The organism is Streptomyces sp. NPDC034670 (assembly GCF_055574875.1).
Window position 1 is genome coordinate 3,046 of record NZ_JBVITR010000075.1, and the last position, 20,300, is coordinate 23,345.

At 78.0% G+C, this 20,300-nt stretch carries 19 protein-coding genes; 9 read left to right on the plus strand and 10 right to left on the minus strand.

All coding sequences use genetic code 11. The features are described from left to right. Window positions 1-225: 225 nt before the first annotated feature. The 5 genes from ACZ56B_RS30580 to ACZ56B_RS30600 all read left to right on the plus strand — a co-directional run bounded on the left by ACZ56B_RS30580 (window position 226) and on the right by ACZ56B_RS30600 (window position 4,641). Window positions 226-375: a hypothetical protein gene (locus tag ACZ56B_RS30580; RefSeq protein WP_228967530.1), complete on the plus strand. Its 150-nt coding sequence runs from the start codon at window positions 226-228 to the stop codon at window positions 373-375. Window positions 376-450: 75 nt separating this feature from the next. Continuing rightward, complete coding sequence (locus tag ACZ56B_RS30585) at window positions 451-873, plus strand: ATP-binding protein (protein WP_468797573.1); 423 nt, start codon at window positions 451-453, stop codon at window positions 871-873. A gap of 84 nt (window positions 874-957) precedes the next feature. After that, window positions 958-1,659, plus strand: a complete 702-nt coding sequence (locus ACZ56B_RS30590) for an adenosylcobinamide amidohydrolase (RefSeq protein WP_468797576.1) — start codon at window positions 958-960, stop codon at window positions 1,657-1,659. Between the two features lie 289 nt (window positions 1,660-1,948). Further along, window positions 1,949-3,562 (plus strand): PP2C family protein-serine/threonine phosphatase, encoded by a 1,614-nt coding sequence (locus ACZ56B_RS30595; RefSeq protein ID WP_468797579.1) that lies wholly within the window; start codon window positions 1,949-1,951, stop codon window positions 3,560-3,562. Continuing rightward, window positions 3,559-4,641 (plus strand): cobalamin B12-binding domain-containing protein, encoded by a 1,083-nt coding sequence (locus ACZ56B_RS30600; RefSeq protein WP_468797582.1) that lies wholly within the window; start codon window positions 3,559-3,561, stop codon window positions 4,639-4,641. The genes ACZ56B_RS30595 and ACZ56B_RS30600 overlap by 4 nt, the downstream gene beginning before the upstream one ends. Before the next feature lie 568 nt (window positions 4,642-5,209). On the opposite strand, the gene ACZ56B_RS30605 is transcribed toward ACZ56B_RS30600, so the two are convergent. From ACZ56B_RS30605 to ACZ56B_RS30615, 3 genes are read right to left on the minus strand one after another with little or no spacing between them, the layout of a single operon-like run. After that, window positions 5,210-6,775, minus strand: a complete 1,566-nt coding sequence (locus ACZ56B_RS30605; protein WP_468797585.1) for an FAD-dependent oxidoreductase — start codon at window positions 6,773-6,775, stop codon at window positions 5,210-5,212. Beyond that, the gene (locus tag ACZ56B_RS30610; RefSeq protein ID WP_468797588.1) at window positions 6,772-7,503 is read right to left on the minus strand and encodes a class I SAM-dependent methyltransferase; all 732 of its coding nucleotides are present in this window, start codon (window positions 7,501-7,503) and stop codon (window positions 6,772-6,774) included. The genes ACZ56B_RS30605 and ACZ56B_RS30610 overlap by 4 nt, the downstream gene beginning before the upstream one ends. Before the next feature lie 44 nt (window positions 7,504-7,547). Beyond that, a complete protein-coding gene (locus ACZ56B_RS30615; RefSeq protein WP_468797591.1) occupies window positions 7,548-8,792 on the minus strand; it encodes a lycopene cyclase family protein in 1,245 nt (414 codons plus the stop codon). A gap of 223 nt (window positions 8,793-9,015) precedes the next feature. Between ACZ56B_RS30615 and ACZ56B_RS30620 the strand changes: the two genes are divergently transcribed. Genes ACZ56B_RS30620 through ACZ56B_RS30635 form a run of 4 tightly spaced genes read left to right on the plus strand, consistent with a single transcriptional unit; the run spans window position 9,016 to window position 13,935 of the window. After that, window positions 9,016-10,389 carry a polyprenyl synthetase family protein gene (locus tag ACZ56B_RS30620; protein WP_468797594.1) on the plus strand — a complete coding sequence of 458 codons (1,374 nt, stop codon included), beginning with the start codon at window positions 9,016-9,018 and terminating at the stop codon, window positions 10,387-10,389. Next, window positions 10,386-11,915 (plus strand): phytoene desaturase family protein, encoded by a 1,530-nt coding sequence (gene crtI, locus ACZ56B_RS30625; protein WP_468797597.1) that lies wholly within the window; start codon window positions 10,386-10,388, stop codon window positions 11,913-11,915. The genes ACZ56B_RS30620 and crtI overlap by 4 nt, the downstream gene beginning before the upstream one ends. Next, window positions 11,912-12,925 carry a phytoene/squalene synthase family protein gene (locus ACZ56B_RS30630; RefSeq protein ID WP_468797600.1) on the plus strand — a complete coding sequence of 338 codons (1,014 nt, stop codon included), beginning with the start codon at window positions 11,912-11,914 and terminating at the stop codon, window positions 12,923-12,925. The genes crtI and ACZ56B_RS30630 overlap by 4 nt, the downstream gene beginning before the upstream one ends. Further along, complete coding sequence (locus tag ACZ56B_RS30635; protein WP_468797603.1) at window positions 12,922-13,935, plus strand: DUF5914 domain-containing protein; 1,014 nt, start codon at window positions 12,922-12,924, stop codon at window positions 13,933-13,935. Before ACZ56B_RS30630 ends, ACZ56B_RS30635 begins: the two co-directional genes overlap by 4 nt. A 45-nt stretch (window positions 13,936-13,980) precedes the next feature. On the opposite strand, the gene ACZ56B_RS30640 is transcribed toward ACZ56B_RS30635, so the two are convergent. From ACZ56B_RS30640 to ACZ56B_RS30670, 7 genes are all read right to left on the minus strand, one after another. Then, window positions 13,981-14,862 (minus strand): SDR family oxidoreductase, encoded by an 882-nt coding sequence (locus ACZ56B_RS30640; RefSeq protein ID WP_468797606.1) that lies wholly within the window; start codon window positions 14,860-14,862, stop codon window positions 13,981-13,983. 17 nt (window positions 14,863-14,879) lie between these two features. Beyond that, the gene (locus tag ACZ56B_RS30645; protein WP_468797609.1) at window positions 14,880-15,374 is read right to left on the minus strand and encodes a hypothetical protein; all 495 of its coding nucleotides are present in this window, start codon (window positions 15,372-15,374) and stop codon (window positions 14,880-14,882) included. A gap of 107 nt (window positions 15,375-15,481) precedes the next feature. Next, window positions 15,482-17,131: a phytoene desaturase family protein gene (locus ACZ56B_RS30650; protein WP_468797612.1), complete on the minus strand. Its 1,650-nt coding sequence runs from the start codon at window positions 17,129-17,131 to the stop codon at window positions 15,482-15,484. Further along, a complete protein-coding gene (locus ACZ56B_RS30655; RefSeq protein ID WP_468797615.1) occupies window positions 17,124-17,630 on the minus strand; it encodes an SRPBCC family protein in 507 nt (168 codons plus the stop codon). The genes ACZ56B_RS30650 and ACZ56B_RS30655 overlap by 8 nt, the downstream gene beginning before the upstream one ends. A 125-nt stretch (window positions 17,631-17,755) precedes the next feature. Beyond that, window positions 17,756-18,628 (minus strand): oxygenase MpaB family protein, encoded by an 873-nt coding sequence (locus ACZ56B_RS30660; protein WP_468797618.1) that lies wholly within the window; start codon window positions 18,626-18,628, stop codon window positions 17,756-17,758. 192 nt (window positions 18,629-18,820) lie between these two features. Continuing rightward, window positions 18,821-19,087, minus strand: a complete 267-nt coding sequence (locus tag ACZ56B_RS30665; protein WP_468797621.1) for a hypothetical protein — start codon at window positions 19,085-19,087, stop codon at window positions 18,821-18,823. A gap of 67 nt (window positions 19,088-19,154) precedes the next feature. Continuing rightward, window positions 19,155-19,940 (minus strand): restriction endonuclease, encoded by a 786-nt coding sequence (locus tag ACZ56B_RS30670; RefSeq protein WP_468797624.1) that lies wholly within the window; start codon window positions 19,938-19,940, stop codon window positions 19,155-19,157. Window positions 19,941-20,300: the final 360 nt, after the last annotated feature.

Consider the following 20,300-nt stretch of genomic DNA (forward strand, 5'->3'; position numbering starts at 1 on the left):
CACCCTATATCCGGACCCCCCCCCCCTCGCTCCGCCTCCCCCCTCCCCCCCAGCCATAGGCCCGTCCGGTTGGGTGTGGCCCCCCCCCCCCCCCCCCCCCTCCCCCCCCGGGCCGCGGAAGGGAAGCGTGAGCCCGTCCGCGCCTCCTCGGGGCTGAGTCCGCCCGCAGGGGGTAACCGGAGTACGTCGAGGACGCCGGCGGGCGTCACGGAAAGGAGTCACGCCATGCCGAGCATGATGGAGCGCATCAAGCAGTTCGCGAGGAGCCCCCAGGGGCGGCGTACGACCGAGCAGGTGCGGCGGGCCGCGGCCGACCCGCGGCGCCGGGCCCAGGCCCAGCGTCTGCTGGGGAGGTTCCGCGGCGGTCACCGCTGACCCCCCTGATTTCCGTTTCCGCGCGGTCCGGCACGCACAGACCCGGGCCGCGCGGCCGTGACCGGGAAGGACATCATGAACGAATCGTCGGTCCGGGCGGTGGGCTGGGCACGCTCCCTGCCGATGGACCGCGGGGTGAAGGCGGCCCGGGACTGGGCGCGCGAGCACCTCGAGGCGCTGGGCTGGACCGCCACCGCCCCCGAGACGGTGGACGCCGTGCTGCTGACCGTCTCGGAGCTGGTCACCAACGCGCACCTCCACGCCCGCAGCGACGCCCAGCTGATCATGACTTTGGACCAGAACTGCCTGCACCTCGCCGTGCACGACGCCTCGGGCGTCCTGCCGGCGCCCCGCAGCCCCGACGCGGACGCCCCCGGCGGGCGCGGCATGCTGCTGGTCGACGCCCTGGCGGACACCTGGGAAGCCCACCCCTGTCCCCACGGCAAGACCGTCGTGGCCTGCTTCCGGCTGCCCGGAGCCGGGGAACCGGAGCACTGACCGGGCGGGCCCCCCGCCGGCGGGGCGGTGGCCTCGGCGTACGATCGACCGGCCCGCCCGCCCGGAGTCGAGGAGCCCCGCCCGGTGACCACCGCCCTCCCGCCGCCCCGCACCGCCGGCGGTCTGCTGCGTCTGCGGCACCAGGACCGCGTGGAGGACGGCGAACGGCTGCGCTCCCTGCTGTGGGTCGCCGGTCCGGGCTGGCGGATGATCAGCAGCGCGGTCCTCGGCGGAGGCATCGGCGAGCGGGCCTGGGTGCTCAACGCCCAGGTCCCCCACGGTTACCGGCGCACGGACCCGGACCGGCACCTCGCCGGCCTCGCCGCCCGTGCGGGTGCCGAGGGACCGGGCGTCGGGCTGATGACGGCCGCGGACGTCTCGTCGTACGGCCACGCGCGCGACGGCGGCGCCGAGGCCGTCGCCACCGCCGGTGTCGACGTGCGCGGCTGGGCCGCCTCCTGGCCGGAGGTCGGCGAGGAGGCCCAGGCGCCCGGCACCGTCAACATCGTCGCGGCGGTTCCCGTGCCGCTGACCGACGCCGCCCTGGTCAACGCGGTGGCCACCGCCACCGAAGCGAAGGTGCAGGCCCTCCTCGACGCCGGACACGACTGCTCCGGGACGCCCACCGACGCGGTGTGCGTCGCGGCCCGCGCCCCGGAGCCGGGCGTGCCCGCGCACCACTTCGCCGGGCCGCGGTCGCTGTGGGGCGCGCGGCTGGCCCGCGCCGTGCACGCGGCCGTGCGCGCCGCCACCCCGCCCCCGGCGTGCCCGGCGCCCGACGCGTGACCCCGCCCCGCCGGGGGCCTCTCCCCGGCGGGGCGGGATCCCGCCGTCCCTCCCCTCCGCGTCCACCGCGGGCCGCCGGGGCCCGCGACGGCCCGGTCCGGCGGCCCGGGCGCGGCATCCGCCCGGCACCCGGGCCGGTTGCTTCGCCGCGACGCATACGGGACGGTTGCCCGAGTACACCTGTAGCCGCTGCAGAGAGGTGGTGCGGTACGCACCGCGCGTGCCTCCGCTTGTGATTCCTTCCCACGACCCATCGGCCGGCCCCCGTGCGGCCGGCCCCGGCTCCGGGGTGACGTGGAGGGACGCCCCCTGCCCGGTTCTGGTCCTCGGACCCGACGCGGTTCCCGTCGACGCCAATCGCGCCGCCCGGCTGCTGCTCCCCGGCCTCCTCGCAACGGACCCGTCGCCGGAGGCGGTCCCCCCGTGGCTGGCCGCCGCACACCACCGCGCCGGCACCGCGGCGAACGGCACCCCGGCGGTCCCCCCGGCCGGGAGCATCGGTGACCGCTCCTACGTGGCCCGTCCCGCCCCGTCCGCGGACGGGGCGACCGCTTGGTGGCTGTTCGACGACACCGACCGGGTCCGGGCACGAGCGCAGGCCCGCCGGATCGAGGAGCGGGGCGAGACGCTCACCCGGGTGTCCAGCGCGCTGCTGTCCTCCCTGAACGTGCCGCGCTGCATCGAGGTCACCGCCCGCCTGGCGGCCGAGCACCTCGCCGAGGCCGCGGTCCTCGTCACCCCGCCCCGGGGACTGCGCCATCCCCTCGCCTACGCCCGGCGCGGGGAACCCGTCGTCCAGGAGATGCGCCGGGTCGACCCGGGCGTCGTCCCGGGGCTGTCCGAGGCCCTGCAGGGCTTCCCGCCGGTGCCGGCGCGCTGGGTCAACCCCGGCCTCGTCCCCGACTGGCTGGTCCCGGTCGGGTTCCCCGGACCGGTCGGCTCCGTGATCGTCACCCCGCTTCCCGGGCACGGCGTGCCCGCCGGCGCGCTGGTCCTGCTGCGGGCCGGCACCGAGGAGGCCTTCACCGCGGAGGAGGAGGAGTTCGCCCGGCTCTTCGCCGCCCGCGCGGGAATCGCGCTGTCGGCGGCCCGCCTCTACGGCGAGCAGACGTCGATCACCGCCACGCTGATGCGCGAACTGCTGCCGCCGTCCCTGGAGAACGTGCACGGGGTGGAGTACGCGGGCCGCTACCGCCCGGCCAGGGACCACGAACGGGTGGGCGGGGACTTCTACGACGTCCACCCCGGCGCCACCCCCGACGAGGAGACCCTCGTCGTGCTGGGGGACGTGGCGGGCAAGGGCCTGGACGCGGCGGTCCTGACCGGCAAGATCCGCAACACGCTCCAGGCGCTGCTGCCCCTGGCCGCGGACCACGCGCGCGTCCTCGGCCTGCTGAACGGGGCTCTGCTCACCTCGCACCACACCCGCTTCGCCACCATGGTGCTGGCCTCCGTCCGGCGCCGCGACGACGGGGTCCGCCTGCGGCTGACCAGTGCCGGACACCTGCCGCCGCTCGTCGTCCGCACCGACGGCACCGTCGAGGAGCCGCCCACGCACGGCACCCTCGTGGGCGCGCTGCCGGAGGTGCGCGTGCGGACGGCCGAGACGGTGCTCGCTCCCGGGGAGACCTGCCTGCTGTACACGGACGGCATCACCGAGGCCCGCGGCGGGCCGCTCGGCGACGAGCTGTTCGGCGAGCGGCGCCTGCGGCAGGCGCTGCCGGAGTGCGCGGGCATGCCGGGCGAGGCGATCGTCGAGCACGTGCAGATGCTGGCCTCCCAGTGGCTGGGGTCCCGCCGCCACGACGACATGGCCGCCGTCGCGATCGGCGCGCCCCGGCCCGGTCCGCCGGCCGCGGACGGCGGACCGCGGGCCCACGCGCTCCCCGGGAGGAACGGGTGACCGGGGATCCCGTGCCGGTGGACGTCCTGCGCGACGGGCTCTGGCGGGCGGTGATCGCGAGCGACGAGCACGGCGCCGTCGACGTGCTCCGCTCGGGCCTCGACGCCGGGTGGGACGGGGAGGGCCTGCTGCTCGACGTCGTCGCGAGGGTGCAGGAGAAGGTCGGCGCCGAATGGGCCGCCGACCGGATCAGCGTGGCCCAGGAACACGCCGCCACCGCGATCAACGAGCGGGTGATCGCCGTCCTCGCGCACCACCGGCCCGCGGAGCGGTCCGGCCTCCCCCGTCGCGGACGGGTGACGGTGAGCTGCGTCGACGGCGACTGGCACGCCTTCCCGGCCCGGCTCGTGGCCGAGGTGCTGCGGCTGCGGGGCTGGGACGTCGACTTCCTGGGTGCCCAGACCCCCACCGCGCACCTGGTCGCCCACCAGCACCTCACCGACTCCGACGCGGTCCTGCTGTCGGCGTCGCTCCCCACGCACCTCCCGAGGGCCCACGCGGCCATCACCGCCTGCCGGGCCGTGGGGGTGCCGGTGCTGGCCGGGGGCCGCGCCTTCGGTGCGGACGGCCGCTTCGCCCGCGCCCTGGGAGCCGACCGGTGGGCCGCCGACGCGCGCGGCGCCGCCGCCGTGCTGGAGGCCGGCCTGCCGAGGCCGGCGGTCGGGCGGGCCGCCGACGACCTGCCGCACCTGGCCGACCAGGAGTACACGATGGTCGTCCAGTCCCGGGGCCGGCTGGTCAAGCAGGTGATGAGCACGCTGGAGGACCGTTTCCCGGCCGCGCGCGCCTACAGCGACGCACAGCGGGAGCGGACCGCGGAGGACATCGCCCACATCGTCGAGTTCCTCTCCGCCGCCCTGTACCTGGACGCCCCGGAGGTGTTCGGGGAGTTCCTGGTCTGGACCGCCGGGATCCTGGAGGCGCGCGGAGTTCCGCGCCACTCCCTGACGGCCGGGCTCGGCATCCTGGCCGAGGAGCTGCACGACTTCCCCCGGGCCCGGCGGCTCATCGCCGAGGGCCGAGCGGCCCTCGGCCGGCCTCCGCTCCCCTCCGCCCCGGACCCGGGCGCACCCGCGTGACCGGGCCGCGTCCCACCGCGCCCCGGCCGGCCGGGGATCCCGGCGCGGCCGCGCCGACCGTCCGCGTCCCCGGCGAGCTGGACGACGCCGGCGCCGAGCCGGTCGGCGCCGTCCGCGCGCACCTCTCCCGGACGCCCCGGCCGCGCGACGTCCGGCTGGACTTCCGCGCGCTGACGGGCGTCGACCCGCTGGGCCCGGCGGCCCCGCTGATGGTCCGCCGTCACACCGGTGCCGCCGGCGCCACCCTCCACCTGGACCACCGGCCGGCGGCCTCGGACCGCGTGCTGCGCCACACCGACGTCCTCGGACACCTCACGGCGGCCGCCGGGACGGACCCGGCGCGGACCGGGCGCGGACCGGGCGCGACGCGCGGGCGGCCGCCGGGGAGGCCGGAGCGGGCTGACCGGGGCCGCGGGAGAACGCGGTCCCTCCGGCGGCCGCCCGTCGTGCGGGCCCCGGCTCCTCCACGGGGAGCCGGGGCCCGTGCCTCGACGCCCTCCCGCCCCTCCCCGCGGACCGCCGGCCGCCGGGTGCGCGCACGGCCCCGGGGCGGCGGTCCGCCGCCGCGTCAGGCCGTCCACCGCTCCCCCCAGCGGGCCAGGGCGCGCAGCGGCGCGCCGCGCCCCCGCCCGGGCACGGTCCACAGCGTCTGCCCGCGCACCCCCCAGCGCCGCAGCAGCGCGTTGGCGGCCAGGAAGCCCGTCGTCGCCGCCCGTTCCATCAGGGCCACCGGCAGGTCGGAGCGCACCAGGTCGCCGGCCAGCACCAGGCCGGGGTCGGGGGTGCGCACCGTGGGCCGGTCCTCGTACCCCCCGACGGGGAAGAGCGGGCAGTCGGACCGCCACTCGTGGCGGGCGTCCACGACCGCCGCCGCCCGGGTCTCGGGGTAGACCCGGTGCAGCTGGTCCAGCAGGCGCTTCTGCTCGACCTCGCGGGACGCCCCTTCGGGTACGGCGTACGCGTGGAGCTCGACGACGGATCCCCCGGTGCGCCGGGCCCACCGGGCCGCCTCGTCCTCGTACCGCTCCAGCACGCTGACGTTGTCGAGCCCGCCGTATCCGCCGGTGCCGAGGAAGCCCGGCCGGCCGGGGGCGACGGGCCGGTCCAGCCACAGGCGGCTGACCAGGAACGGCGGGGCGTTGCGCAGCCGGGCGACGCGTTCCCGCCAGGGGGCGTCGCCCAGTCCGTCGCAGCGGGCGACCAGGGAGCGCAGACCCGCGGGGTCCAGGGCGAGCACCACGGTGTCGTACCGCCGCCGCCCGTCGGCCGCGGTCACCTCGAAGCCGCCGTCCGCGGTGCGGCCGACGTGCTCCACGGCGGTGGAGGTGCGGATCTCGGCGCCGTGCCGGGCGAGGTAGGCGGCGAGCGGCTCCCACAGGGCCGCCGGGAACGGGGCGCGGGGCACGTCGAACAGCAGGCCCTCGGAGGACCCCAGGAAGTAGATGTGGAACATCAGCACCATCTCGGCCGCCGACAGCTGCCGCGGGTCGGCGAAGAAGCTGCGGGAGAAGACCTCGAAGGCCAGGTGGCGCGCGCGGGGCGGGAAGCGGACCGCGTCGAGGAAGTCGTGGGCGCTGACGCCGTCGAGGCGCCCGTACACCTCGGGGACCCGCACGTCGAACAGCTGCAGGGCCGCCCGGGGGTCCATGCCGCGCAGGTCCCGCAGGCCGAACGACGGGCTGAGCGCGGCGAAGCCGAGCGCGCTCCACGGCGGGGTGCGCGGCACGCGGCGGAAGCCGTCCCTGAGGCCGCTGCTGTGCTGCAGGGGGTAGTCGGGCAGGCCGGTCAGCCGTTCCAGGCCGGGGTCGGTGCGGCGCAGCAGGCCCCGCAGGTTGTAGTACTGGCGGAAGAAGGCGTGGAAGCCCCGGCTCATGGTCACGGAGGTGCCGTCGCCGAGGACGACGGGCCACCCCCCGGCCCGTCCGCCGAGGTGGGCCTCGCGCTCGTGGAGCGTCACGGCCACGCCGCGCTCGGCCAGCGCGGTGGCGGCGGCGAGTCCGGCGATGCCCCCGCCGACGACGGCGGTGGTGGGCCGGGGGCCCGTGATCCGCGGGGCGCCCGGTGCGGGCGGGAGCAGCAGGGCGCGGCGGTCCCGGCCCCGGCGGGCGGCCGGCGGCCGGCGGGTGGGGGTCATCGGGTCTCCTCGGTCTCGGTGCGGGCGCGCCGCGCGACGAAGGTGTGGGTGATGCCCGTCTGCCAGCCCGGCAGCGGCAGGCAGCGGACGCGGTCGAACCCGGCCGTGCGCAGCCGGTCCGCGAAACGGCCGGCGGTGTCGAACTCCACGACGCTGCGCCACAGGTGGCGGTACAGCTCGCCGTCCCCCAGCACGGTGGCCGCCGGCTGGACGATGCCGCGGCACACCAGGGTCCACACCGCGCGGTCCACGCGCCGCCCGCCGAGGGCGTACTCGTGCACGCCGAGCCGTCCGCCGGGGGCGAGCAGGCCGCGCACCGAGGCGAGCACGGCGTCGGGGTCGGAGACGTTGCGCAGGAGGTAGGCGGCGAACACCGCGTCGAACGGTCCCCTCACACCCGCTTCCGCCAGTCCCTCCGCGGGCGCCCGGGTGAACGTCACGCCGTCCGGCCAGGACTTGGCGGCGGCCCTCGCCAGCATGCCGGCGGAGGCGTCCACGGCGGTGATCCGGGCGTGGGGCAGCACGGCGGCCAGCGCGGCGGTCGACGCGCCGGTGCCGCAGCCGAGGTCCAGGACGCGCAGGCCCCGGCCGCCGCGGAGCAGGCCGAGCCGGTGCGCCGAGCGGCGCAGCTGGGCGTGGTAGCCGGGGTTGGCGGCCACCAGGGCGTCGTACCTGCGGGCGGCACGGTCGAACGCGGCGGCGAGTTCCTCGTCGCGCAGCAGGGTCATGCGGTCTCCCGGAGCAGAAGGGGCGGGTGCGGGCGGTTCCCGGGTCAGGGGCCGCCGTCGAACGGGCGGCGGGGCAGGCGGGGCAGTTCCAGCGCCGAGCGGAGCATCGGGCCGGCGGGGGCGCGCAGGCCGACGGCGAGGTCCTCGTGGAGCCGGGTGCGGCCGTCGAGGAAGAGCAGCAGGTGCCGCATGGACACCCGGGCGAACAGGCGGGAGAAGAGGGCGGGGCCGTCGGCCCGGCCGCTGTCCAGGGCGCGCAGCAGGACGGCGTCCATGGCCCGGGAGCGGGCCGAGTGCGCGGGGGGCGGCACCGGGGGGCGGCCCCGGCACAGGGCGGCGGCGACGGCGCTCGTCTGCCGCTGGATCCCGGCGAAGGTGTAGCCGGTCGAGGGGCGGGTGGCGCCGCCGGCGGCGCCGATGCGGAAGACCGACGCGCCGGCCTGCCGGGGCATCGGGGCGTCCGTCATCGGGATGACGCCCGTCTCGGTGGACAGGACCTCGAATTCACCGAGACGGAGCACCTCCTCGGCGTACTGCCGCACCGCCGCCGCGTACCCGCTCGCCGAGAGGGGGTGCGGGGAGAACTCCGTGTACTCCACCAGCGCCTCGCGGCGGCCCACGGGCAGGAGGTAGCCGAAGGACAGGCCCCTGGCGGGCTGGGGGGTGCGGAAGTCCATCAGGTCCGCGGTGCGGGGGTCGAGGACCGGGCGGGCGGTGCGGACGAACCAGCCGTGGAAGTGCTGCAGGAGCGTGGTGCGGGCGGCGGGCAGGCTGCCGGGGGGACGCGAGTCGAACACCCAGCGGGCGCGCAGGACGCCGGGCCGGCCGCCGGCGTCCCGGAAGTGGACGTGGGCTCCCCCGTGGACGTCCTCCACGGCCTCGACGGTCGCCTCCAGGCGCCGTACGGCCGTGCTCGCGGCCAGGTCGTGCGCGACCAGGTGCTCGAAGTCGTCGGACCGGATCATCTTGTAGCGCAGCGGGGCGATGTCCCCCTCGACCGGCGCGCCCGAGGGGGGACGCACCCGCAGGTGCCGCCAGGCCGTCGTGAGGGCGGCGTCGAAGCGGCCCGCGCCGGCCTCCCAGAAGCACCACGTCCGGCGCGGCGGACGCAGCGGTCCGGGCGGGGCGTCCACCAGGACGGCCGACGGCGCGCGCGTGCCCGGGGCGGTCCGCGCCAGGCGGTGGGCCAGGGACAGTCCGGCGGCTCCCGCCCCGACGATGGCCACCTCCGTCTCCAGCACGACGGCACTCTCCTCCCGCTCCGCGGCACGCGCACACTCCGTCAGCATTCCTGCCTGTGTGCCCGATCGGATGCGGGTCACTCGGACGTGTGACGGACTGGTCCCGGTGAGGCGACGGAGCGCACGGGGAAGGCATGTGCCGGCCGTCGGCCCGGCTTTCCGGCCCGCCCGCATCCGCGCGCGGTGCGCGGACGGAAGGACGGGGGTGACGGGGGACGGCGGAGCGATCCGTGGTCAGGACGAATCTGTGGGCAGGACGAGAGGAACCGGGATGTGCCGTACACAGGCGAAGGACCACCCCGCGGAGGGGCCGCTGCTCGTCGCGCGCCCGGTCTCCCGGCCGGCGCCCGCCGGCCGGCCGCGGCCCGACGGCGTGCCGGGCGAGGGCCCCGGCGCGCCGTCGGGGACGGCGCAGGCCCCGCCGCCGACGGGGACCGGTGACGCGCGGGCCGTGGACCGGGACGTGGCCGGCGCGGTCGGCCGCGTGCTCGACCGGGTGCTGGCCGACCGGGTCGCCCGGGCGCGGGCCGTGGACCCGCTGTTCGGCGACGACCTGGCCGAACGGGTCGCACGCTTCACCCGGACGGGTGGCAAGCGCGTCCGTCCGCGTTTCGTCTGGTGGGCGCTGCGCGCCTGCGGCGGCGGCGACGGCCCCCAGGTGGCGGCGGCCCTGCGGATCGGTGCGGCGCTCGAGCTCCTGCAGGCCTGCGCGCTCGTCCACGACGACGTGATGGACGGCTCGGCGCTGCGCCGTGCGCGGCCCTCCCTCCATGTCGACGTCGCCGCCCAGTACGGCGGCGCGGCGCCGTCGGCGCGTGCCGAGCGGCTCGGCGGCGCGGCGGCGATCCTCGCCGGGGACCTGGCGCTCGCCTGGGCGGACGACCTCCTGGCCGAGACCCCCCTGACGCCCCGGAGCGCGGGGGCGGTGCGCCGGCTGTGGGCCGACATGCGCACGGAGATGGTGGCCGGCCAGTACCTGGACGTGCACGGCCAGGCCACGGACTCGCGTTCCCCGGCGCGCGCGCTGCGCGCCGCCTGCCTCAAGAGCGCCCTGTACTCCGTGGAGCGGCCGATCGCGCTCGGCGCCGCCCTCGCGGACGCGGACGACGCCGTGCGGGGGGCGCTGTGCTCGGCCGGCCGCTGCGCCGGCCTGGCCTTCCAGCTCCGCGACGATCTCGACGACGTGTTCGGCGATCCGCGGCGCACCGGCAAACCGGCGGGCGGGGACATCCGGGAGGGGAAGCCGACGTACCTCGTCGCCCTCGCCCGTGCGCGGGCCGAGGCCGCCGGCGACCGCCGGGCCCTGGAGGTGCTGGACCGCTCGCTCGGCCGCGGCGCGCTCACCCGGGCCGGTCTGGAGGAGGTGCGGGAGGTCCTGACGCGCACCGGTGCCCGCAGCACGGTCGAGGCGAGGATCGGCCGGCTGGTGGCCCGGGGGCTGCGGCACGCCGACGGCGCCCTCCTCGACCCGGAGGGCGGGCGGCGGCTGCGGCGGCTGCTGGCCTCCGCGGCGGACGGGGCGGAGCCCCCGCGGGACGCCGGCCCCCACGGCCCCCACGAAGCCCGTGACCCGCGCGCCGCCGAGCCGGACCCGGCCGTGTCCGTCCCGCCGCCCGCCGACGGGGCCGGGGAGGCGGGCCGATGACCCGCACCGTGCCGGGCCGCACCGACCACGTCGTCGTCGTGGGGGCCGGGCTGGCCGGGCTGTCGGCCGCCCTGCACCTGCTGGGCGCGGGCCGCCGCGTCACCGTCGTCGAGCGGGACCCGCTGCCCGGAGGTCGCGCGGGCCGCACGGAGCTGGACGGCTACCGGCTCGACACCGGCCCCACCGTGCTGACCATGCCCGACCTGGCCGACGAGCCGTTCGCCGCCGTCGGGGACAGCCTGCACAAGCGCGTGGAGCTGATCCCGCTGCACCCGGCCTACCGGGCCCGTTTCGCCGACGGGAGCAGTCTCGACGTGCACACCGGCGCCGAGGCGATGGCCGCCGAGGTCGAGCGTTTCGCCGGCGCCGCCGAGGCCGCGGGCTACCTGCGGCTGCGCGGCTGGCTGGAACGGCTCCACCGGGCCCAGGCGCGCCGCTTCATCGACGCCAACTTCGACTCCCCGCTGGGGCTGCTGAACGCCGACCTCGTACGGCTGGCGGCGCTCGGCGGGTTCGGGCGGCTGGACGCGCGCATCGGGCGGTTCCTGCGGGACGAGCGGCTGCGCCGCGTCTTCTCCTTCCAGGCCCTCTACGCGGGCGTCCCGCCGGCCCGGGCCCTGGCCGCCTACGCCGTCATCGCCTACATGGACACCGTCGCCGGCGTGTACTTCCCGCGGGGCGGGATGCACGCGCTGCCGCGGGCCATGGCGGACGCCGCCGCCGACGCGGGCGCCGAGCTGCGGTTCGGCCACGAGGTGACCCGGCTGGAGCGCTCCGGCGGGCGGATCACCGCCGTCGTCACCGACGGGGGCCGCACCCCCTGCGACGCGGTCGTCCTCACCCCCGACCTGCCCGTCGCCTACGGGCTGCTCGGCCGCGCGCCGCGGCGCCCGGTGCGGCTGCGGCACTCCCCGTCCGCGGTCGTGCTGCACCTGGGCACCGACCGGACCTGGCCGCACCTGGCGCACCACACCCTCTCCTTCGGCGCCGCCTGGCACGCCACCTTCGACGAGCTCACCCGCACCGGCCGGCTGATGAGCGACCCGTCGCTGCTCGTCACCCGGCCCACCGCCACCGACCCCTCCCTCGCCCCGCCGGGCCGCCACCTGCACTACGTCCTCGCCCCGTGCCCCAACACCGACATCGGGCCGGACGCCGCCGCCTGGACCGACCTCGCCCCCCGCTACCGGGACGAGCTGCTGCGCGAGCTCCAGCGGCGCGGCCTGGACGGCATCGCCTCCGCGATCGAGGCGGAGTGCCTGGTCACCCCCGCCACCTGGCACGCGCGGGGGCACGCCGCCGGCACGCCGTTCTCGGCGGCCCACACCTTCGCCCAGACGGGGCCGTTCCGGCCCCGCAACCTGGTCCGCGGCACCGAGAACGCCGTCCTGGCCGGCTGCGGCACCACGCCCGGCGTCGGCGTGCCGACCGTGCTGCTGTCCGGGAAGCTGGCCGCGGCGCGGATCACCGGCGGGCCGCGGCGGTCCCGCCCTTCGCCCACCCGTGGCCGGGAGGCCTCCGCATGACCGCCCGGGAACTCGACGCGGCGGGCGTCACCGATCCGGTGCTGCGCGAGGCCTACGACCGGTGCCGCCGGCTCAACGCCCGGCACGGCAGGACGTACTTCCTCGCCACCCGGCTCCTGCCCGTGGAGCGCCGGCCGGCCGTGCACGCCCTGTACGGCTTCGCCCGCTGGGCGGACGACATCGTCGACGCGCTCGGCACCGGGGTGTCCGCCGCGCGCCGCGACGCCGAACTGTCCGCGCTCCGGCGGGAACTGGACAAGGGCCTGCGGGGCGGCGACAGCGGCGAGCCGGTGGTGCGCGCCCTCGCCGACACGGCGCGCCGGTACGGCATCGACCCCGGCCACTTCGCCGACTTCATGGCCGCCATGCGCTCCGACCTGGTGGTCACCGACTACGCCACCTACGCGGACCTGCACCGGTACATGCACGGTTCCGCGGCGGTGATCGGGCTGCAGATGCTCCCCGTCCTCGGCACGGTCGTCCCGCGCGAGGAGGCCGCGCCGCACGCGGCCGCCCTCGGGGTGGCCTTCCAGCTGACCAACTTCCTGCGCGACGTGGGCGAGGACCTGGACCGGGGGCGCGTGTACCTGCCCGCGGACCTGCTCGCCGCGCACGGTGCCGGCCGGCCGCTGCTGCAGTGGTGCCGGGACACCGGACGCCGCGACCGGCGGGTCACCGCGGCGCTGAGGGAGTTCGAGGCGCTGACGCGGGGCGTGTACCGGGAGGCGGCGCCCGGACTCGGCATGCTCGACCCGGTCTCCCGCCCCTGCATCCGCACCGCGTTCGTGCTGTACGGGGGCATCCTGGACGCCGTGGCCCGAGGCGGGTACGCGGTGGTGCACCGCCGTGCGGTGGTCCCCCGCCGGCGGCGGGCCGCGGTCGCCGCCGACGGGCTGGCCCGGGTGGCCGCCGCCCGGCTGCGCGCCCGCGGCGCCGGGCGGCGCGCGGACGTCCCCCCGCTCGTCCCGCGCGACGAGCCGTACCCGCCGGTTCCCGAGGAGGTCGCGTGAACACCGGATCCACGGGCGGGCGCAGGCGCCTGCCCCTGTCCCTGCGCAGGCGCGCGGTGCCGTGGGAGCGGCAGCGCCCCACCTGGCGCGAGGCGCGCCCCGCCGTGATCGCCGGGGCGCTGAAGCGGGCGCAGGCGCGTCCGTCGGGCAACTGGTACGTCGTGGGGGCCTCCCGCGCCCTGCGCGGCGACCGTCCGCTGGCCCGCACCGTGGCGGGGCGGGAGGTGGTGGTCTGGCGGGACGCCGGCGGCCGTGCGGTCGCCGGGCCCGGCGCCTGCCCCCACCTGGGGGCGCCCCTGCGGGACAGCCCGGTGCGCTGCGGCACGCTGGTGTGCCACTGGCACGGGCTCGCCCTGGACGGCGGTCCCTTCGCGGGCTGGGAGCCGTTCCCGGCGCACGACGACGGTGTCCTGGTGTGGGTGCGGCTGGACGCGGTGGGCGGCGAGGCGCCGCTGGACGCCCCGGTGGTGCCGCGGCGGCCCGCGCCCGGACGGGCCCTGTCGGCCGTGTACACCGGGGTGGGGACCTGTGAGCCCGAGGACGTGGTGGCCAACCGCCTGGACCCCTGGCACGGGGCCTGGTTCCACCCCTACTCGTTCGTCGACCTCACGGTGGTCGGGTCGCCGGGCGGCCCGGACGCGGACGGGGACGCCTTCACCGTGGACGTGTCCTTCAAGGTCGCGGGGCGGCTGGTGGTGCCGGTGCGGGCGGTGTTCACCGCGCCGGAACCGCGCACCGTCGTCATGCGCATCACCGGGGGCGAGGGCGTGGGGTCCGTCGTCGAGACGCACGCCACTCCCCTGGGGCGGGACGACCGGGGGCGGCCCCGCACGGCGGTCGTCGAAGCCGTGGTGGCGGCCTCCGGCCGTCCGGGGTTCGCCGCCGCGCGGAGCGCGGCCCCGCTGCTGCGTCCGCTGGTGCGGGCCGCGGCCGGACGGCTGTGGCGCGACGACCTGGCCTACGCCGAACGGCGCTGGGCGCTGCGCTCCACGGGGCGTTTCCCGGGCTGACCCGGCCGCCGGGGGCCGGGCCCGCCGCGCCCGTCCGCCCGGACCTCAGGTGCCCGGGCGGGAGGCCGCCCGGTCGGCCTCCCCTCCGGCGCCCAGGGGCCCGGTGTACCGCAGGGGGTCCACGGCCTCCAGACGGGCCAGCTCCCGGCGGGCCACCCGCAGCACCACGGGCGGCAGCGCGGCCCGCGCCGCCTGCGCCAGGCGCAGCCAGCGGGGCAGGTACAGGGCCGTGCTGCGGCGCTCCACGGCCGAGCCGAGCCGGGCGCCGGCCAGCTCGGCCGGGTACACCAGCCGGGCCGGCGGCGGCATGTGGCCGCGCAGCTCCCGCAGGACGGGGTAGCGGTCCGCGTCGCGGATCATGTCGGTGTCGATCCAGTTCAGGTAGGCGATGCCCACGGCCACGCCGTGGTGCGCCACCTCGGCGCGCAGGGAGTGGGCGAAGGCCTCCACGCCCGCCTTGGAGGCGCAGTAGGCGCTCATCATCGGCGCGGCGCCGATCGAGGCCAGGGAGGCGACCTGGAGGTAGTAGCCCCGCGTCGCCAGCAGGTCCGGCAGGAAGGCGCGGGCCGTCGCCGCGCTGCCGGTCAGGTTGACGTCGACGACCCGCCGCCACCGGGCGGGGTCGGAGCCGGCGAACGGGCCGCCCTCGGCGATCCCCGCGTTGGCCACGACGGCGGAGGGGACGCCCAGACGGCCCCGGACCAGTTCGGCGGCTTCCGCCAGGGCGGCCTCGTCGGTGACGTCGACCTCGTGGACGAGGGCCGCCCCGGGCAGGTCGCCGGCCACCGCCTCCAGGTGCTCCCGCTCGTGGCCGAGCAGCGCCAGCCGGGCGCCGCGCCGGGACAGGTCGCGGGCCAGGGCCGCGCCGACGCCGCGTGCGGCGCCGGTCACCACGACGGTGCGGCGGCGAAGTGGGCTGTCCTTCATCGGCCGTTCCCTTCGGGTCACTCCCGGCCGGAGCGGTTGCGCTCCTTGGCGCGGGTCTCGGTCTCCGGCGAGGTCTCGGGGCGGGCGGTGTGGTCGGGGTGGCCGGCCGTGCGGCGGGCCTCCTTCATCTCGGCCTCGTAGAGGTGGTCCCGGCCCTCGGCCAGTTCCTCGACGGCGGCCCGTTCGAGTTCCCTGAACGGCTGGTAGTACGTGGTGTCGTAGGCCTCGACGACCTGGAACGTCCAGTGGCCGGGGATCACGTTGCGGCCCAGCACCTGGGTGCGCACCGTCTCGGCCCAGTCCGGGTGCCCGGCCTTGTGCAGCAGTTCGACCGCCCGGTCCAGTTCCAGGTCGGCGGTGCCGGTGAGCTGGTGGAAGCTGTAGAGGTGGCCCCGGGCCCGCTCGGTGGTCTCCAGGGCCTTCGACAGCGATCCGAGTGCCTCCACCGTCTCGTCGCTGACGCCCTCGGGGCGCCGGTGGGCGTGGTCGGGGCCGTCGTCGTGTCGGGTCATCGTCTCGTCTCCGCCTGTGGTCGGTGGTGTGGTCCCGGGCCCGCCGCCGGCGGGCGCGTCCCGGCCGGTGGTCCGTGCGGCGCCCGTCGTCCGCCCCGGTGCGCCGGTCATCCGCGGCCGGTCCGGCCGGCCGGGTCCGGCGGCCTGCGTCCGGTGCGGTCGCGGCGGGTCAGCAGCCGCTGCGCCCGGACCACGCCCGGGGCCCGGTGCCGGCGCAGTGCCGCACGCGCGGCGTTGGCGCCGGGCGCGCCGTGGACGCCGCCGCCCGGGTGGGCGGCGGCGGACGCCAGGTACAGGCCCTTCACGGGTGTCTCCGGGCGCCCGGTGCCGGGGGTCGGGCGGAAGAACAGCTGCTGGTGCATGGCGGTGGTGCCGCCGTTGATGGCGCCGCCGAACAGGTTCCGGTCCAGGGACTGGAGCGCCGGCGGGGCGAGGATGCGCCGGGCCCGGATCCGGGCCCGGAAACCGGGCGCGAAGCGCTCGACCTGACGCTCGACGCGGTCGGCCATGATCTCCTGCTCCCGGGGGTCCCAGGCCCCGGTGAGCCCTTCGTCGCCCGCGTCGCCGGCGACGTCGTGGGGCACGTGGGTGTAGGCCCACGCGGACTCGGTGCCCTCGGGGGAGCGGGTCGGGTCCGAGGTCGTCATCTGGCCGAACAGGGAGAAGGGGCGGTCGGGGATGCGGCCCATGGCCAGCTGGGCCGCGAAGCGGGTGAGTTCGTCGAGGCCGTCCGCGAGGTGGACGGTCCCGGCGCCCGCGGCCTGCTCGCACCGCCAGGGCACCGGGCCGTCGAGCGCCCAGTCCACCTTGAAGGTGGCGAAGTCCCACTGGAAGCGCTCCAGGTCGGCCAGCAGCTGGGCGGGCAGGTGCCCGGGCTCGACGAGTTCGCCGTACAGGGCGGGCACGGCCACGTCCGCGAGCACCGCGCGCCCGGCCGCGACCGTCTCGCCGCCGGCCGTGCGCACTCCCACGGCCCGGCCGCCGCGCACGACGACCCGGTCGACCCGCTGCCCGCAGCGCAGCTCGCCGCCGCGCGCCCGCAGGCGGCGCACCAGGGCCTCGGTGAGGGCGCCGGAGCCGCCGGCCGGGACGGGGAAGCCGTAGGTCTGGCCGAGCATCGACATCAGCCAGCCGAAGCCGCCGCTGCCCGCGGCCTCCGGTGCCAGGTCGGCGTGGAGCGCGTTGCCGGCCAGCAGCAGTCCGCCGCCCTCCCCCCGGAACTCCTCCTCCGCCAGCCGGCGCACGGGCAGCACCAGGGTGCGCGCCGTGCGCAGTCCGCCCGTGCCGCGCAGCCGGACCGCCAGCCGGGCCGCGGAGCGGACCGGCGGGAACGGGGTGAACAGGGCGTCCAGGAGGTCCGGGCGCAGGCGCTGCCACATGTCGTGCAGCCGGCGCCAGGCGGCTCCGTCGCCCGGCGCGAAGGCCTCCAGGGAGCCCGCGGTGACGTCGACGCTGCGGTCGAGCACCGCGCACCTGCCGTCGCTCAGCGGGTGGGCGACGACGTGCGGGGCGTGGCTCCAGCGCAGCCCGTGGTCCTCCAGGCCCAGTCCGGCCACGACCGGGGAGGCGGCGGCGAGCGGGTAGAAGGAGCTGCACAGGTCGCTGACGAAACCGGGGTCGACGCCCCGGTCGTGGCGCACCGCGCCACCGGGTTCGGGCTGCTCCTCCAGCACCTGGACGCTCCAGCCGGCGTCGACCAGCAGGTTCGCCGCGACCAGCCCGTTGGGGCCGGCCCCGATCACCACGGCGTCAGGCACGGGCCCCTCCCGCACCGGGCTTCGGCGACACGACCCCGCCCAGGGGGCGGCGCCGCTCCTCCTCGGCGGCCTCGGCCTCGCAGAGCTTCGCCAGCCGGGAGAGCATGGCGCGGTGGCGGACCTGGAGGAGTCCCTCCACCGCCATGTTGTGCACCAGGCCGCCCACTCCCCGCAGGGGGTGCTCGTCCACGACGACCAGGCTGTGGTCGCCCCAGGGCTTGACCTCGATGGCGATGCGCGCCGAGCCGAGCGGACCGGCCTTGGCCTCGAGTTCCAGGTCCGTGCCCGCCTCGCAGCGCCGGACGACCGTCTCGTTGGTCAGGCTCAGGGGGCCGAGGCGCACCTCGTAGCGGATCGCCGCGCCGACCTGCGGCCACTGTCCCCGCACCGGTTCCGACGAGGAGGTGCCCACCACCCACTGCGCGTAGCGACCGCCGTCCTCCAGGACGGACCAGACCGTCTGCGGGCTCGTTCTGATCAGATGGTTGCGGACCGCCACTTCGTCCTCCCGTGTCCGACGTGCGACACCGGCACCCGGTGCCGGTCAGCACTGAGTGCCCCCTGTGGGGCGCGTCAAGCAGCGGCGCGGCGAGGAGGTGCGGGCCGGCGGCGCGGCGGCCGGTGTCACGCCGGGTCGCGGCGCGGGGCCATGGCCCAGCGGATGGCCGCGGTGACGGCGGTGCCCAGCGGGCGGACGCAGACACCCTCGGCCGGGGGCACCCGGGGCAGCCACAGCGCGCGGGAGGCCCAGGTCGGCAGCAGGGACACGGCGTTGGCGGCGAGGACCCCGTACGGCAGCCGGGCGAGGAGCGGGACGGGCGGGTCGAGCAGCAGGAAACGGGCCGTGCTGCGCGCCTCGGGGGTCGCGCGCAGCTCGGGGCGGTAGGCGGTCAGCCGCTCGGCGAGTTCGGCGCGGTTCACCGGCGGGTCGGGGACGCCGAGCGCGGTGGCGACGCGCGCCATGTCGGCGACGTACCCGTCGCAGCCCTCGTCGTCCAGGGGACGGACGCCGTAGCGCTGGTGGGCGCGCAGGAAGCAGTCCACCTCCGCGACGTGCACCCAGCACAGCAGGCGGGGGTCGGCGGCCCGGTACTCCCGGCCGTCGGCGGTGGTGCCGCGCACCGTCTCGTGGACGGCCCGTACCCGGTCGACGGCCCGCTGGGCGTCGTCGGCGGTCCCGTAGGTGGTGACGGCCAGGAAGGCACTGGTCCGCTGCAGGCGGCCCCAGGGGTCGCCGCGGAAGCCGGAGTGCGCGGCGACGGCGGCCATGGCCAGCGGGTGGAGCGACTGGAGCAGCAGGGCTCCCAGTCCGCCGATGAACATGGAGGCGTCCCCGTGCACCCTCCGGACCGGCCGTTCGGGTCCGAACCAGCGCGGGCCGGGGGTGCCGTGGATGCGCGCGCGGGTGGCGGGGCCGTCCGGCCCGGCCACCCGGGAGAAGATCGCGTGGCCGATGCGGTCGCGCAGTGCCGATTCGCCTTCGGTCAGGAGTCCCATGGCCGCTCCGCCCTCCTCACGTCCGCGACGACCGGTCGACGCGGCGTCCCGCGGCCGTCCTCCGTGCCGTCCCCTGCCCGGTACCCAGGACGGGCGCCCCGTCCACGTCACGGCCGCCGAAGACACCGAGGACGCCGAAAACACCGCGGACGCCGAAGGCACCGGAGACACCGAGGGCACGGCTCCGTGCGCTCAGGGGACGTCGCCCCGCCAGTCGAACACCCGGCCGCCCGCGGCGCGGGGCGCGTAGAGCGCGCGTCCGCCCGCGCCGTAGCGGCCTATCTCGGTGGGCAGGCCGACGCCGTCCTCGAGTTCCGCGTCACCGAGGCCGGTGACGTCCAGCAGGAGGCCGTCCAGCGGTCCGCCCGCCAGTTCCGCGTACGTCCGCCCGTCGCGCGGCCCGGGATCGTCGTGGTCCGCCCCGTAGACCCGGCCGCGCATGAACTCCAGTTCGTCCATGTCCGGCAGGATGACATCCCCCACTGACAGCGGGGACGCCGACGGCACCGCCCGGGCCCGGCCGGTCCTACGCCTCCGCCCCGCCGGCGCCCGCCGCCCAGGGCCGCCGGGCCGGGCCGGCGCTCCAGGCGAGCAGGTCGCCGCGGTCCACGCAGGTGATCCCGCACTGCTCGGCGTACTCCCTGGCCGGTGCGGTGAAGTCGCTGGTGGTGACGACGAGGGCGAGATCCGCCTCGTGGACGGTGAAGCAGGTGCCGCCGAACCGCTGCAGGTCCTGGGAACCGACCTTGTTGTCCTCGCCGTAGCGCTTGCACTGGATGACCAGGCGGCGGCCCTCGGGGGACAGCGCCACCACGTCGGCGCCCAGGTCGCCGGCCCCGCCGACGACCCGCACGTCCGAGCAGCCGTCCCGCACGCACAGGGCCGCTATCGCCTCCTCGAACTCCTCGGGCCCGAGGGCGTCGTAGTCGGGGACGCCGGGCGCGGCGGTGGCCGGGAGGGCGTCCCCGCCGTACGGTGCGGCGGGGTCTTGGACGGCGGACGGCGCGGGAGCGTCCAGGGCGTCGAGCGCCGTCGTCGTGGCCTGCTCCAGGGCCTCGCCGGTCCGGCGGGCGATCCCCGCCGCGGACGGCCGCCGCCGTCTGCGCCCGTGGGCCAGGACGAGCGCGGCGGCCACGCACAGCAGGACGACGCCCCACACCGGGCGCCGCTGCACGACGCCGGCCAGGGCGCGCACCGCGAGGCCCGCGGTGACCAGGGCCGCGGCGAGCAGGGCGAAGAACATGGCGGTCGCGCGCAGGTCGAAGCGGCGCCCGCGGACCGGCGGACGCGTACGGCGCTCGGACATGGTCACCGTGGTGGTTCCTCTCTGTGCGGTCGGCGCGGAGCGCGTCCCGGGGTTCCAGGTTCCGGGCCCCGGGCTCCCGGCTCCCGGCTCCCGGCTCCCGGCTCCCGGCTCCCGGCTCCCGGGACGATCACTCACGCCGTCTGCCCGGGATCGGACCGTTCACCGGCGTGCCGCGCACAGGGGCGGGGGGGGGGGGGGGGGGGGGGGGGGGGGGGGGGGGGGGGGGGGGGGGGGGGGGGGGGGGGGGGGGGGGGGGGGGGGGGGGGGGGGGGGAGGGGGGGGGGGGGGGGGGGGGGGGGGGGGGGGGGGGGGGGGGGGGGGGGGGGGGGGGGGGGGGGGAGGGGGGGGGGGGAGGGGGGGGGGGGT

What these genes read in the sequence shown, in the direction of transcription:
- ACZ56B_RS30580 (WP_228967530.1), top strand. Translation starts at nt 226, where the DNA reads ATGCCGAGCATGATGGAGCGCATCAAGCAGTTCGCGAGGAGCCCCCAG.
- ACZ56B_RS30585 (WP_468797573.1), top strand. Translation starts at nt 451, where the DNA reads ATGAACGAATCGTCGGTCCGGGCGGTGGGCTGGGCACGCTCCCTGCCG.
- ACZ56B_RS30605 (WP_468797585.1), bottom strand. Translation starts at nt 6,775, where the DNA reads ATGACCCCCACCCGCCGGCCGCCGGCCGCCCGCCGGGGCCGGGACCGC.
- ACZ56B_RS30610 (WP_468797588.1), bottom strand. Translation starts at nt 7,503, where the DNA reads ATGACCCTGCTGCGCGACGAGGAACTCGCCGCCGCGTTCGACCGTGCC.
- ACZ56B_RS30615 (WP_468797591.1), bottom strand. Translation starts at nt 8,792, where the DNA reads ATGCTGACGGAGTGTGCGCGTGCCGCGGAGCGGGAGGAGAGTGCCGTC.
- ACZ56B_RS30620 (WP_468797594.1), top strand. Translation starts at nt 9,016, where the DNA reads ATGTGCCGTACACAGGCGAAGGACCACCCCGCGGAGGGGCCGCTGCTC.
- crtI (WP_468797597.1), top strand. Translation starts at nt 10,386, where the DNA reads ATGACCCGCACCGTGCCGGGCCGCACCGACCACGTCGTCGTCGTGGGG.
- ACZ56B_RS30630 (WP_468797600.1), top strand. Translation starts at nt 11,912, where the DNA reads ATGACCGCCCGGGAACTCGACGCGGCGGGCGTCACCGATCCGGTGCTG.
- ACZ56B_RS30640 (WP_468797606.1), bottom strand. Translation starts at nt 14,862, where the DNA reads ATGAAGGACAGCCCACTTCGCCGCCGCACCGTCGTGGTGACCGGCGCC.
- ACZ56B_RS30645 (WP_468797609.1), bottom strand. Translation starts at nt 15,374, where the DNA reads ATGACCCGACACGACGACGGCCCCGACCACGCCCACCGGCGCCCCGAG.
- ACZ56B_RS30660 (WP_468797618.1), bottom strand. Translation starts at nt 18,628, where the DNA reads ATGGGACTCCTGACCGAAGGCGAATCGGCACTGCGCGACCGCATCGGC.
- ACZ56B_RS30665 (WP_468797621.1), bottom strand. Translation starts at nt 19,087, where the DNA reads ATGGACGAACTGGAGTTCATGCGCGGCCGGGTCTACGGGGCGGACCAC.